Here is a 13385-nt window from a genome sequence, read left to right as displayed (position 1 = left end):
CAATATAAAGTACTCCTATTTATATAATCATAACGTTATTGTTAATTCATGATTCCACGCAATGCCTTTTAAGGTAATTAATAGCTATCCTATGCGCCATTCTCAACTTGTTTCTTAATTTTGCAGGCTTAAAAAAATACAGTAATTAAATCTAAGTTACTGTTACAAATGCCATAACCTTTAATGAAGAGACACAAGGCCACTCGGTTTTTTATCATTGCACTCGTTTTATTTATACAAATTGCATTCTTAACGATGATTGTTAAAGAAACCTATGCCATTGATACTAGAATCGCAATTTTATTAATTGGACTGATTGTACTAACACTTTTATTTGGTCATAAATACCTTGATTTGCATCATGACGAATATGCTTACGAGAAAGCTTCCATTGCGTTATGGGTGCCAGTTGGAGCATTATTATGTTACCTATTATACACTTATACAGACGTAGGGAATGTAATAGCAGCGGCAATTATTGGAACTGCAGCTTCGTTTTTACCCAATATTAATAGAAACTCTGATTATTTAAAAAAATTACCAACGGCAATCTACTGCGGTGTTTTTGTAGGCATGTCTAGCCCTGTAGTAGCACCTTCAGTGTTTTACGTAATTGCAGCAGGCATAATAGCAGGAGTTGTTTTTTTGCTATCTAAAAATTTATTTGTCGGTATCGGTGGGAAACTAGGGACAATAGCATTTGTAGGTGTCGTAATGGTAACGCTTATTAACTTTATCTCATGACTTTAATTTTTATATGTATAGCTGGGATATTAGGCGCAGTTCTGACCTTTTTTATCAGTGCGCAGTATAAACAGATTGCCGTAGGATCTTCGGCTTTACTATCGCTATTAGTAGGCTTGTTCTTTTATTGGTTTCCTGACCTACTCAATGCCTACTTAACTAAAACAATTCCAGTAGTCTTTTTTGGGACGTCTTTTATTGGTATGGTCTCTTCCAAAGTCTGTTCAAGTTATATTCAATTAGTCGTTGCAGGAATTCTATTCAGCCTCATCTATAGTATAAAAAGTCAGTTTTTTGAGGGTTTTGGAGGTGCCTTAGGCGCTTTAGCATTTATAGCTTTATTGTTGACTATGATAATATTCGGCTTATTTAAAAGTAGAATTAACTTTAAAGAAGCTTTAGTAAAAGTTCAAAAATGGATTTTTAATCAACACCGTTAGCCTCAGAAAAATTTGTTTCTCTATTAGTTCTGCACTTTTGAAGCCCGTTCCAGTAGTTTTGCAATATCATGAAAACCTCTGGCCTTTGCATGTTGTAATGCCGTAACCTTATCATTATCTGGAATACTAATATCGGAGCCAGCAGTAATCAATATTTGGATGATATCAACATATTTTTTACTGCCATCTCCCAAAACAACCGCCTCCATTAAAGCCGTCCAGCCCAAACGGTTCACATGATTTATAGGGTACTTTGGGGTATTGGCTAATAACCTAACCACATCGGTATGGCCGCGCTCACAGGCAGGAATGAGGGCGCTCCCATAATAGCGATTAAAGACATCAAAGCGGGCACCACTTTTTAAATAAAGTTTAACCAATGCCAATTGGCCAGCAGCGCCAGCGTATAAAAAAGGACTGTCTTTTTTGTCATCTTGCTGATTAACATCAGCACCTTCTGCTACCAATAACTCGGCCATCGGAATATTATTAGCAATAGTTGCAAGCAACAGTAGCGATTGCTTACTACTAGTACTCGAATTTACATCAGCGCCATTAGTCAAATAATATTTTACAATCTCCTTTTGATTTTTTTGGACCGCTTCAATAAGTGCTGATGTATCTGTTTGAGGTGAATTCATGGTGGATTGACAGGTATTAATAACACAAAATGTAAAAAGTAATAAAAGGTTGTTCATGCTCTTATATGTATTTTTTCAAGTAGCCTAAGATACAGCCAATCGTTCTAACAAACAATCATTCTCAGATATACAACATTCCGAAGTTTAAAACAATTTTCTACGAAGGCTCTATTACTGTTATGTTGTTAAAGAACGTTAAAATCAGTTCATTAGATATTTTAAATAAAATTTATTAATAATTAAAACACTGATTATTAGGTAATTGTGATATTTTAATAAATCTATTTCTATGCAAACATCTAGATTGAACTATTTTCATAAGTTATTGAACCGTATCAATAAATAGAAAGCTGAGAACCCGACGTAAATTTGCACTATAATTAAACAACACTTGTTTCGGCAAGTATCACTTAAGAATCAAAATTAAAAATAGATAATTATGGCAAATGTAACAAAACCTGTATTTAAAGAAAGATACGGGAACTTTATTGGCGGTAAATTCGTGGCTCCTGTTAAAGGTCAGTATTTCGATAACGTATCTCCAGTAGACGGTAAAGTATTTACGCAAGCAGCACGTTCAACTCAAGAAGATATCGATCTTGCACTTGACGCAGCTCACGAAGCGTTCCCATCTTGGAGCACGTCTTCAGCAACAGAGCGTAGTAATGCTTTATTAAAGATTGCTCAAGTAATGGAAGATAACTTCGAATACTTGGCAACTTTAGAGACGATCGATAATGGGAAACCAATCCGTGAGTCTCGTGCAGCAGATATCCCTTACTGTATTGATCACTTCCGTTATTTCGCGGGTGTTATCCGTGCAGATGAAGGAACAATTTCAGAACACGACAAAAACACTGTTAGTATTGTATTAAACGAACCTATTGGTGTTGTTGGTGAAATCATCCCTTGGAACTTCCCAATGTTAATGTTGGCTTGGAAAATAGCTCCAGCTTTAGCGGCAGGTTGTACAGCGGTTGTAAAACCAGCAGAACAAACGCCTACTAGTGTTATTGCTTTAATGGAACTAATTGGTGATATTTTACCTCCAGGTGTATTAAACATCGTAACTGGTTTTGGTGCAGAAGCTGGTGCAGCTTTAGCAACATCTAAACGTATTGCAAAACTTTCATTTACTGGTTCTACTGAAACAGGACGTAAAGTCTTGCATAATGCAGCAGAAAACATCATTCCTGTAACAATGGAATTAGGTGGTAAGTCTCCAAACATTTTCTTCCCCTCAGTTGCAGATCATGATGACGATTTCTATAGCAAAGCTATTGAAGGCGCGTTAATGTTCGCACTTAACCAAGGAGAAATTTGTACTGCGCCATCTCGTATCTTAGTACACGAAGATATTGCTGACGATTTTATCGCAAAAATGCAAGTACGTTTAAAAGCGATCAAAACAGGAAATCCATTAGATCCTGAAACAATGATCGGTTCTCAAGTGTCTAAAGCACAATACGAAAAAATCCTTAGTTATATCAACATAGGTAAAGAAGAAGGGGCATTAGTATTAGCTGGTGGTGACGCTGGTAACTACGAAGGTGAACTTTCTGAAGGATATTACATCCAACCAACCGTATTAAAAGGGGATAACAACATGCGTGTGTTCCAAGAAGAAATTTTTGGCCCAGTTGTAGCTCTAACAACATTCAGTTCAACTGAAGAAGCTATCGCTATCGCAAATGACACGCCTTACGGATTGGGTGCCGGTGTTTGGTCTCGTGATGCTCACGAATTGTTCCAAGTTCCTCGTGCTATCCAAGCGGGTAGAGTTTGGGTAAACCAATACCATACCTATCCTGCACACGCACCATTTGGTGGGGTTAAAGAATCAGGATTCGGTCGTGAAAACCATAAAATGGCATTAGATCATTACCGTGTTGTAAAAAACATGTTGATCTCTTACGACAAGAAACCTATGGGCTTCTTTTAATTGAAACTTTATAAAATAAGGTATATAATAAACCCCAGCTATGCTGGGGTTTATTATGTTTTATAGCTATGTGTTTTTAGATAAGTGACTTTTTGAATGATTTTTTTTATATCAGAAGTAAATAATTTCCAATCGTACATATTAGTTTTTTCTCAAACGATTCCGAAGCATACATAATACACCTATTTCTTCTTTGGATAAATTTTCGGCAGTTTTAAGCAACCTGTTTATTTCCGCTTCAAAATATTTTAGTGTGCGCCCTTGGGTATAATCGTCAATAATTCTAGGATCTATATAAGAACTTCGCGCCACTGAAGGTGTATTGCCAAGTCGTTCTGAAACACGGTTGACGGCTTCTTTAATGTTTTTATCCAACGCTTTCTGATCTTTTTTGTCCACAACTCCCAATTCATCCAAAGCGATGGCAGCAATCATTGTTCCCGCCCAGGTTCTAAAATCCTTGGAAGAGAATTCCTCGCCCATCACTTCGTGGATATAGGCATTGAGGTCATCGCTTTTAACATCAATGATGTTATCTTCTTCATCGAGATATTTAAAAACTTCATAACCTTGCATATCATCAATTTCCTGAACTATAGTGGCTAATTTTTTATCTATGATGTGCTTTTCCTGCTCTTGACCCGATTTCCCTTTATATTTAAATATGATTTCATCGCCGTTGATGGTGAGATGTTTATGACGTAAAGTGGTCAGACCATAGGTGGCATTTTCCTTTGAATAGATATCGCTTCCTGGTCTAAAAAACGCCGACTCTAATAGGCGGAGCATGGTGGCCATTACTTTTTCTCTATTCAGTTTTCGTTTGCGTAAATGCTGACCCGTAACACGTCTCATGTGCTCTAATTGATCAGCAAAATTGATAATACGATCAAATTTTTTGGAGTTTTGTTGTTCTCTATAATTGGGATGATAGATGTACTGTTTTCTGTCTTTATCATCGCGGCCAGTTACTAATAAATCGGCTTTTCTATTTTCAGAGATCTCCACATTGGCCCATGCTGGTGGAATGACAAGCGATTTTATCCAGTTTCGGGTGTCTTTATCTGTTATGGTATGACCATGCTTGTCCTGATATGTAAAACCCTTTCCATGCCTTTTTCTATAGTACATAGCTGTATTTTTTGTTTTAAACATAGCGCAATAAAAATTAGGCCGTTACTCTCGATCAGTCTAATTATTAATCAATATGCTAAACATTATTTTTTTATGTAGATGCATCTGAAAGAATTAGAGGAGGAGTTGCTATTACTAAAGTTAAGGAATCTGGAAAAAAAGAATGCATAGGTTTTAGTGTTCATGTTTCTTTCCTTTTTCTACTTTCTCTTGAGCCCATTCTTTTTCATCATCATTGACATTGAGCTTTTTCTGACTATCTTTTTTTTCAGGAGAATAATTCAATTTGATGTACATGGGAAAATGATCTGACCCAATGTTTTTTTCTCTAGAAATAGACATGAGTGTAAAATCATTAGAATGAAACACATGGTCCAATGGCCAGCGTAAAAGACGATATTCTGTGCTAAAGGTGTTAAAAAAACCACGTCCGCGTCTCGGATCCATTAAGCCGCTTACTCTTTGGAATATTTTGGTTGTTCTGGACCACGCCACATCATTTAAATCGCCAAATACTAAAGTTAAGCTTGGATTATCTTCCATTTCAGTGCCTACCAGTAAAATTTCAGCATCTCTTTTGGTTGACGTCTTACTTTCAGTAGGACTTGGGGGTCTAGGGTGTAGACAATGAATTTTAGCTCTATGACCGTTTTCCAATTTCACGAAACCATGAATGGACGGGATATCGTCTTTAATTAAATACCGCACTTTTATATCCTCTAAAGGGAATTTTGAATACAGGTGCATGCCATACAAATTATCTAAAGGCACTTTTACAGTGTATCTATAAGTGTTCTCAAATTTATCTAAAGCTATTTCCCATCCTTTATCTGATTCTAAGGTTAAAAATAAATCAGGTTTTTTCTGCTCGATGAGGTTTATAAGTTTTTGATAGTCACGATTGGTCATAAGTACGTTGCTCACAAGGATGCTGATTTCATTACCCTTGGCATTTCCTGTATATTTTAACACCTGCTTTTTTGCTAAAATGGTATAGGGATAAATAAGCCATAGCTGATAGACTAAACATAAGACCAATGCGCCAAATACAATAAAATGCCAAGATTGCTCAAAAGAATATGCGAAGCCTGCCAATATGATATTTCCTACAAGCAAAAATGAGATCTGAACTCTGGGAAAATCAAAGCCGCGAATCCACCATTCATCAAATTTTGTTAACGAGGCAATGCTGGGAATACAGAAGATTATATTGATAATGAGGGTTGCAATTTCAAAAATAGCCACTTTTCAGATTTAGTTTATTAGAATACTTACACCACGTATAGCCAATTGCATTTAACGTTACCTACTTAAACCACTGAGAGTAAAAGATGTTAACCTCCGTGTTATTGAGATGGGCAAGATATTAAAAATTTAAATTGTTATTGGCTTTAATTAAGTTTTTCAGTAGCATTTTTGGAATTGAAACGAACGTACTTTCTTTGAACTTGATAAATAATCCTCAATGTCAAGCTATGTAAGGTTTTTACTAGTTAAATCTTTCGAGTTCCATTCTAGAGACTGATTTGTTATTGTCAATTTTAATTTCTTTATATTTTTTGACTTAAGCCGAAATACAGGTTAAATAGGTTTGTCTGCTATCTAAGAAGATTGACTCTTACAAATTAAGAGTTGTGACTAATACGCAGTGATCATCCATAAGATGAGAAGACTATTATTTTCAAAATTGAGAATTTCCAAGAGGTTTGCGAACATGAAATTACAAAGTCATTTACAGAAGGAAGTGCTATTTTTTGCTTAAATTTGATTTCAACTAAATTTGATTTCATGAAGAATATACTCGTCGCCGTAGACCGTCCAAAATTTGCAACTCAATTAACAGCATATGCGTTAGAACTTGCGAAGCTCACCCATGGGAAAATTTGGATTATACACGTTTCTGCTGCCAATCCTACAGATTTATTGAGTCGTGAGGCGGGACCCCAGTTTATTTATGATAAAAGAACTGAAGATAATGTAAAATCAGCCGCCTTTATAAAACAACTCGCTGAAGATATTATAGAACAACATAATGTCCCTGCGGAGGGTCTTTTAATTGAAGGATCAATGATTAAATCTATAAAAAAGATAGTCAAAGAGCACAATATTGACCTTATAGTAGCAGGTCATAGAAAGCGAAATTTGGTCTTGGAACTGTTTACTGAAGACAAGAAAAAAGATTTGATTGATGAATTGCAAATTCCTTTACTAGCGATTCCGCTAGCATGATTTATGGAATAATTCCATTACGGAGTTTCAAGCACCACGGTAGCTGTATGGAAACTAAAATTTTAAAACAATATTAGAGCAGAGCCTCAACTTTTTTTTAGTAATAAAAAAGTTGAGGCTCTGCTCTTGCTATATAATTATTTGTAAATACTTCCGTTACATATTGAATTCTTATGCTCTGATTTATAGTCTTTCAGTGTTTGTTGTTTAAGTTTATAATCTTCCAAATAGATCCGTTTTTTGTGGTCAGTTTTTCTAAGGTTCCGGTGTTGCTCAGTGCATTCAGTACCTGTTCGCTTTCATTTCTTGGGGTTCCAGAAAGTTCAGAAAATTCTTTTGCCGTAAGCGAAGGATAAGTTGAGAAGAGGGCTTCCCAATTTTTACTGTATTCACTTTTCGCGACGTTAGGATGGAGTTTTAAAATGGCCATTTCATAATACACATAGGGTTTGGTACCATATACCATGTCTTTATTTCCCGAATCGTCTAAAAAGAACATGGTGGGGAATCCTCTAACACCCAATTCTCTTCCTAATGCCAAATCTTCTTCAAACAACGTCTTCGCAGGACCTTCAAAATCTGCTTTAAACTGTGCTATATCTAGCCCTACTTTTTTAGCCGAAACTTCTATATGCTCCCATTTTGTAATATTTTTCTTTTCTAGAAAAACAAGTTCTCTAATTTCTCGTAGAAATTGGATGGCTTTATCGTTGTCTTGCATTTGGGCAGCTTTAAAGGCGATAGATGGGGGATAAGACGAATCTAAGGGATCTTCCAACCACAAATCACCATCAATGGGCATATCGTAATGCACGCTTACTTCATCCCAATGGTGGGCTACGTCTGATGGTTTCCCAATGCCCCCGCTATTGTAGCTCCAATTAGGCAACAGGCCTCCCATTCTATAGTCAATCTCCACAGCATCGCCATATTCTAATTTCAGTTTGCGTAACTGTGGTTCAATTCCCCAACATGAAGAGCAAATGGGGTCTGTGTAATAAATGACTTTCACAAATTTTTTAGTTGACTGTACAGTGCTTTGAGTTGCGGTTTCTGTATGGGCTTCAGAAGTTTCACATGTTCCGGTCTCTATATCGCATAAAAGTGGATTAATTTCATTTTCCATTATTTTATAGTTTTCATTGTGGTTATTTGAGTGTGAACAGATTTGATAAAACCCTGTAAATAAAAGTAACCACAGCGTTATTTGTTGAGCAGGTTATTGTTTTGCAAATTGTAAGTGTAGCAGGATGCTGACGTCTTTAGCAAGAGCCGCCGCAGTTGGATCGTAATTGATATTATAATCCAGTCTATTAATGGTAGTTTTTGCTTTCAATCCTAACTTTTCACCTTTATCGCTTTTGGCTATTCCACCATAATACACATCAAAAATGACATCTTTTGTTACATCTTTTATGGTGAGCTTACCGTATAATAGATAGTGTTCAGGTTTACCAGTAGCTAACATTTTAGTGCTTTTAAAGGTCATATTTGGATATTTTTCTACCTCGAAAAAGTCAGCGCTTCTCAAGTGGTTATCTCTATCTTCTATACTTGTATCGATGCTATTTACCTTGACGGTAAAATCAAAACTTGCAGCATTTAGAGCGTCTCCATCCGTAGTTAAAGTTCCGGTGTATTCTAAAAATTTGCCATTCACAATACTAATTCCCGTATGAGAGATGTCGAAATTTAGAGAAGAATGGTTAGGGTCTACCTTCCATTGGGTTTGTGCGAAAACGCCTGCACTACTAACTAACATTACTAATAAAATCAGTGCTTTTTTCATAATTTTTTAAGTTTTAAATTGGATATTTAAATTAGTTTATAATAAAGTTGTTAAAGTCAACTACTCATAGGCTCGCACTATTCGATTGGATTGATGATTTGAGAAATATTATGGGGTACTTAAATCAAGTTCTTGATAAAATGAACAAAGGTTTTGAAGGTGTTATAAACAATACAGTGTTCCAAACACCCACTAATTGAGATGAAAAACCTTGGCGTTTTTACATAAACCTGTAATTAAATTGCCATCGTTTTTCAACTTTTCAAGATAGTAAATTTACTGAGAGTATTTTAACGATTTGTTGGAATTAAGAATTATTTATGACCGTATGATGGGGTTTTGGAACAGATACACTCCAAGTCTTGTGCTAGGAGGTTATAATTTTGTGTTGTCTTAATTAAGGACAGTAGTCGTCTAAATTTTAAGTCGCAGGTTTCTTTTTTCCATTAACCCAACAATTAAAATAACAACCAATGAAAATGCTAATGATCGTGCTATCCCTATGATAGCCGTATTGCGGGTATGGGGCTAAACCTTTATTAAATTGAGATTGATTAGGTTGCAGCCTTTGGTTATTATAGGATCTCTTTTAGGCTTGCTGACCTTTTTGATTGACCCTTTTAGTTATTTATACGCCGTTTATGGGGTTAGGGAAACGTTGCTGATTTTTATAACCTCGAGTTTTTTATTCCCTTACCCTGTAGTATCTGAGCGATATTTTAATCTGTTCAATCTAAACGCACCGAGTTGGTCCTTGTTTTGGGAATACGTGGCCAACTTGGTGTATGACACCGTATTATTTAAAATAACCAAAAAAATATTGCCGGCATTGGTTTTATTGGCCGCTGGAATTCTCATTTATGTCAGTTGGAATGCTGGTAGTTTGTTAGGAGGGTGGAGTGGAGGTGCCTTTTTTGATGGGCTCGCGCGTATTTCTTTTTCCTTTTTAATGGGGATGTTAATTTTTCGTTTTAACTGGATCATTAAAAATAAATTAGGGTTGGTAAGTATGAGTGTTTTTATTGTTGTTGCGATTTGTGACGCCTTATTATGAGCAGTGGAACTGGGTAGTTGATCCTCTTATAGTTGTCTTATATTTCCCGCTGCTTGTGTCCTTAGGCGCTGGTGCAACCTTGGTCAACAAACATTATAAAATCAATATATTTTCTGGCGATATTTCTTACCCGCTCTAAATGACCCATTATCCGTTTATGTGTGTATTTGCAAATTATGTGGTCGTCACACAACCTAATTTTGCAGAGTTGACCTGGGTTATCCCTATTTCCATAACGTTACTTATAGGTTTAGCTTATTTGGTAACTAAATTTATAGACTTCCCGATACGACGCTATTTGACCGGTAGATTAAAAGCTAGGACAAAGCGCAATGCACGCCCAAACGCTGATACATAGCAAAATTGGTGAGCGTTACATTACGACTCGGGGGGGAGATCGGATTAGTTTTCTACTCTATACTATAACAAAAATAGTTTGGACATAAAAAGCAGCCTGTAAAGGCCGCTTTCAATCTGGTACTGATCATGCTTTTAAGAATAACTTAGGAATTGTCTTTTAACATCGTTAAAACCATTTTAAACTGCTCCACAGCGCGCAAGGCATGAGGCACATTGGCTGGCATGATAATGCTTTCGCCCGTTTTTAGCTTCTGGGAAACACCATCAATTGTTATTTCAGCATTGCCATCAACTATAAACACTATGGCATCAAAAGGGGTTGTGTGTTCACTCAATCCTTCGTCTTTATCAAAAGCAAACAAAGAGATGTTTCCTGAGTCTTTTTTTATAATCTGTTTACTTACTACAGCTTTTTCTGCATAGGTGATACTCTCATTATAGGAGAATATTCTGGCTTTTTCGAATGTATTTGACATTGTATATTATTTTAAATTAGGCTAATAAATCCCACGCTTCTAAAAATTATTTACGACTAATTAGAAGCGTGAGGACTTTTACCAATGAAGGGTTTGTTAGGCATTGTCAATAATAATTTTCAGTGCTTTTTCTTCGGCACCATTTAAAAACACTTGATACGCATGTTCCAATTCTGACAGAGGAAAATGATGTGTAATCATTTTCTTTAAATCCAAACTATTTGTAGACACTGCTTTTAAGAGCATTGGCGTTGTATTCGTGTTCACGAGGCCTGTGGTTATTGTGAGATTTTTAATCCATAATTTGTTGATCTCAAAGTCTACCTTCTGACCATGTACGCCCACATTAGCGATATGCGCTCCTGGTTTTACTATTTTTTGGCAAATATCCCAGGTTTGTGGAATTCCAACAGCTTCAATAGCCACATCAACACCATCGCCATCCACGATGTCTTTAATGGCTTCTTCAACATTTGTAGTTCCAGAATTAATGGTGTGTGTTGCCCCTAATTCTTTGGCCAGCTTGAGCCTATTGTCATCCAAATCGACCATGATGATTTTAGAAGGCGAGTAAAACTGTGCGGTTAAAAGTGCAGACATCCCAATTGGACCTGCGCCGATAATTGCAATTTCGTCACCAGGCTTTACATTGCCATATTGAACTCCAATTTCGTGACCGGTGGGCAAAATATCACTTAATAAAACCGCTATTTCATCATCAATAGTTGCTGGTATTTTGTGCAAGCTATTATCCGCATGTGGAATACGTACATATTCAGCTTGTACGCCATCAATCATATAGCCTAAAATCCAGCCGCCATCCTGGCAATGGGAATACATTTGTTTTTTACAATATTCACAAGAACCACAAGAGGTAATACATGAAATTATAACTTTGTCTCCCTTTTTAAACTGAGACACACTATCTCCAATTTCTTCAATAATTCCTACACCTTCATGTCCAAGAATACGTCCACTTTCAATTTCCGGATTTTTGCCTTTATAGATGCCTAAATCGGTCCCGCAAATGGTTGTTTTTAATACCTTTACAATGACATCTGTTGGCTTGATGATTGTTGGTTTAGGTCTTTCTTCTAAAGCGATGTTATGATCGCCATAATAAACTAATGCTTTCATGTTTTTTTGTGATTTTATGTTAATATTTTTTCAACTGTCAAACGCAATACGCTTCTTATGTGTTATTCCATTTCAAATTATGATCAAATCAAATTATGATCAAAACTGTGCTGTTCAGATCATCACATAAGGTAGAAAGGGTATGCCTCAAGATAATGGTATAATTTTGAAAAATAGCTGATATTTATCATGGCGCCGAGTATAAGTTTTTAAGAATTTAGTATTACGGTGGTAAGAACAGTGAAGATATTTTGCTGTTTCAGACAATGGCACACAAATTCAACATATGACTCTTTTTTTTAGAGATCTCAATTTTGGTTTTGATTAAAACGTTATATGTTTTTCTCGTCACTATTATAAGTCTTTTCTGATTTGTTTTGTACAGATTATCATTTCAAAGGGATATATGTGCTATTCAAAGATTTAATTTGTTATCTATAGTGGAGTTATTTATTTTTGATGAATTATTATTAGCATGTAATCTTTCCCCCAAGTATAAAGTTCACAACACATTTTATCTCATGAAATTCAATAATTTTTTGACTATTATCGTCATGGTGCTCGCAGGTACACTTGAAGCTCAAAATCTTCATAGTCACGCCAATGCCGCCTCAATTAATAATGAAGCGAATAGCGTTTCCGGATGGACTGGCGATGCTGTCATATCATCAGATGCTAGCAACGTATATCAGGGAAGTTATGCCCTCAAGGCGGCGTCCACTTCTAATGATGGCCGGACTATTGACTATTCTTTTACGGCTCAAATAGGTCAGCAATATACTATACGAATATGGGCAAAAGAAGGAGAGCAAGTTTCCAGTTCACCTTCTCCTGCATTTGCGGTTTGGTCTGGTTTAAATGGTTTTGAAACCACACCTATTCAAGGTACGTCCTGGAATGAATACGTATTTAACGTCACGGCTACCTCCACCGCTTGTACGATTAGAGCCTATACCAGTCAACGGTCCACTAGATTTACCAGTGGTAATACAATTTATCTAGATGCCATTTCTATTGTTCCTGCGGACTCGCAAGCGCCCTCTGCAGTGACTACTTTGGCAGCATCGGGAACTACAAGTACTAGTACCCAATTGACCTGGTCCGCTTCTACGGATAATGTGGGTGTGGTGTCCTACGAGGTGTTTCGAGGCGGCCAGCTTATCGGTACGACTGCTCAACCCAATTTCTCGGTGACGGGCCTTACATCTAATACGACATATTCATTTACGGTTTTGGCTTATGACCTTGCGGGCAATGCCTCACTGGCGGGCAACACCGTTAATGTTACCACACTTTCAAATCCCGATACAGAACCGCCTTCCGCGGTGACTACGTTGGCGGCATCGGATATTACAACCAACAGTGCGCAATTGGCCTGGACAGCCTCTACGGACAATGTTGGTGTGGTGTCCTACGATGTGTTTCGTGGCGGCCAGCTT

At 36.7% G+C, this 13385-nt stretch carries 13 protein-coding genes; 6 read left to right on the top strand and 7 right to left on the bottom strand.

The window, feature by feature from the left end; genetic code table 11:
- Window positions 1-183 precede the first annotated feature (183 nt).
- Together JEM65_RS11940 and JEM65_RS11935 are read left to right on the top strand one after the other, a co-directional pair.
- Window positions 184-744, top strand: a complete 561-nt coding sequence (locus JEM65_RS11940) for a hypothetical protein (RefSeq protein WP_199599783.1) — start codon at window positions 184-186, stop codon at window positions 742-744.
- A complete protein-coding gene (locus tag JEM65_RS11935) occupies window positions 741-1184 on the top strand; it encodes a hypothetical protein (RefSeq protein WP_199599781.1) in 444 nt (147 codons plus the stop codon). Before JEM65_RS11940 ends, JEM65_RS11935 begins: the two co-directional genes overlap by 4 nt.
- A 23-nt stretch (window positions 1185-1207) precedes the next feature.
- Here the strand turns inward: JEM65_RS11935 and JEM65_RS11930 are convergent, their stop codons facing one another.
- A complete protein-coding gene (locus JEM65_RS11930; RefSeq protein WP_233530632.1) occupies window positions 1208-1825 on the bottom strand; it encodes an ankyrin repeat domain-containing protein in 618 nt (205 codons plus the stop codon).
- A 439-nt stretch (window positions 1826-2264) separates the two neighbouring features.
- Between JEM65_RS11930 and JEM65_RS11925 the strand changes: the two genes are divergently transcribed.
- A complete protein-coding gene (locus JEM65_RS11925; protein WP_199599777.1) occupies window positions 2265-3767 on the top strand; it encodes an aldehyde dehydrogenase family protein in 1503 nt (500 codons plus the stop codon).
- 141 nt (window positions 3768-3908) lie between these two features.
- On the opposite strand, the gene JEM65_RS11920 is transcribed toward JEM65_RS11925, so the two are convergent.
- Window positions 3909-4898, bottom strand: a complete 990-nt coding sequence (locus JEM65_RS11920) for a DNA topoisomerase IB (protein ID WP_199599775.1) — start codon at window positions 4896-4898, stop codon at window positions 3909-3911.
- Window positions 4899-5075: 177 nt separating this feature from the next.
- Window positions 5076-6146: an endonuclease/exonuclease/phosphatase family protein gene (locus JEM65_RS11915; protein WP_199599772.1), complete on the bottom strand. Its 1071-nt coding sequence runs from the start codon at window positions 6144-6146 to the stop codon at window positions 5076-5078.
- A 543-nt stretch (window positions 6147-6689) separates the two neighbouring features.
- Here JEM65_RS11915 and JEM65_RS11910 point away from each other — a divergent pair.
- A complete protein-coding gene (locus tag JEM65_RS11910) occupies window positions 6690-7130 on the top strand; it encodes a universal stress protein (protein WP_199599770.1) in 441 nt (146 codons plus the stop codon).
- Between the two features lie 193 nt (window positions 7131-7323).
- On the opposite strand, the gene JEM65_RS11905 is transcribed toward JEM65_RS11910, so the two are convergent.
- Window positions 7324-8256, bottom strand: coding sequence for a ClpXP adapter SpxH family protein (locus JEM65_RS11905; protein WP_199599768.1), 933 nt, complete (start codon window positions 8254-8256; stop codon window positions 7324-7326).
- A gap of 93 nt (window positions 8257-8349) precedes the next feature.
- Complete coding sequence (locus tag JEM65_RS11900; RefSeq protein ID WP_199599766.1) at window positions 8350-8919, bottom strand: YceI family protein; 570 nt, start codon at window positions 8917-8919, stop codon at window positions 8350-8352.
- Between the two features lie 544 nt (window positions 8920-9463).
- On the opposite strand from JEM65_RS11900, the gene JEM65_RS11895 reads away from it, so the two are divergent.
- Window positions 9464-9973 carry a hypothetical protein gene (locus JEM65_RS11895; protein WP_199599764.1) on the top strand — a complete coding sequence of 170 codons (510 nt, stop codon included), beginning with the start codon at window positions 9464-9466 and terminating at the stop codon, window positions 9971-9973.
- Window positions 9974-10476: 503 nt separating this feature from the next.
- On the opposite strand, the gene JEM65_RS11890 is transcribed toward JEM65_RS11895, so the two are convergent.
- Window positions 10477-10809 (bottom strand): cupin domain-containing protein, encoded by a 333-nt coding sequence (locus JEM65_RS11890; protein WP_199599762.1) that lies wholly within the window; start codon window positions 10807-10809, stop codon window positions 10477-10479.
- Window positions 10810-10905: 96 nt separating this feature from the next.
- The gene (locus tag JEM65_RS11885) at window positions 10906-11946 is read right to left on the bottom strand and encodes a zinc-dependent alcohol dehydrogenase family protein (RefSeq protein ID WP_199599760.1); all 1041 of its coding nucleotides are present in this window, start codon (window positions 11944-11946) and stop codon (window positions 10906-10908) included.
- 521 nt (window positions 11947-12467) lie between these two features.
- Between JEM65_RS11885 and JEM65_RS11880 the strand changes: the two genes are divergently transcribed.
- The coding region (locus JEM65_RS11880; protein ID WP_199599758.1) for a fibronectin type III domain-containing protein at window positions 12468-13385 on the top strand (918 nt) is incomplete at its 3' end.

This window comes from Gelidibacter salicanalis, from assembly GCF_016469035.1.
Lineage (GTDB): Bacteria > Bacteroidota > Bacteroidia > Flavobacteriales > Flavobacteriaceae > Gelidibacter > Gelidibacter salicanalis_A.
The sequence above is the reverse complement of the archived record's forward strand: the minus strand, read 5'-3'. Positions and strand labels throughout refer to the sequence as shown.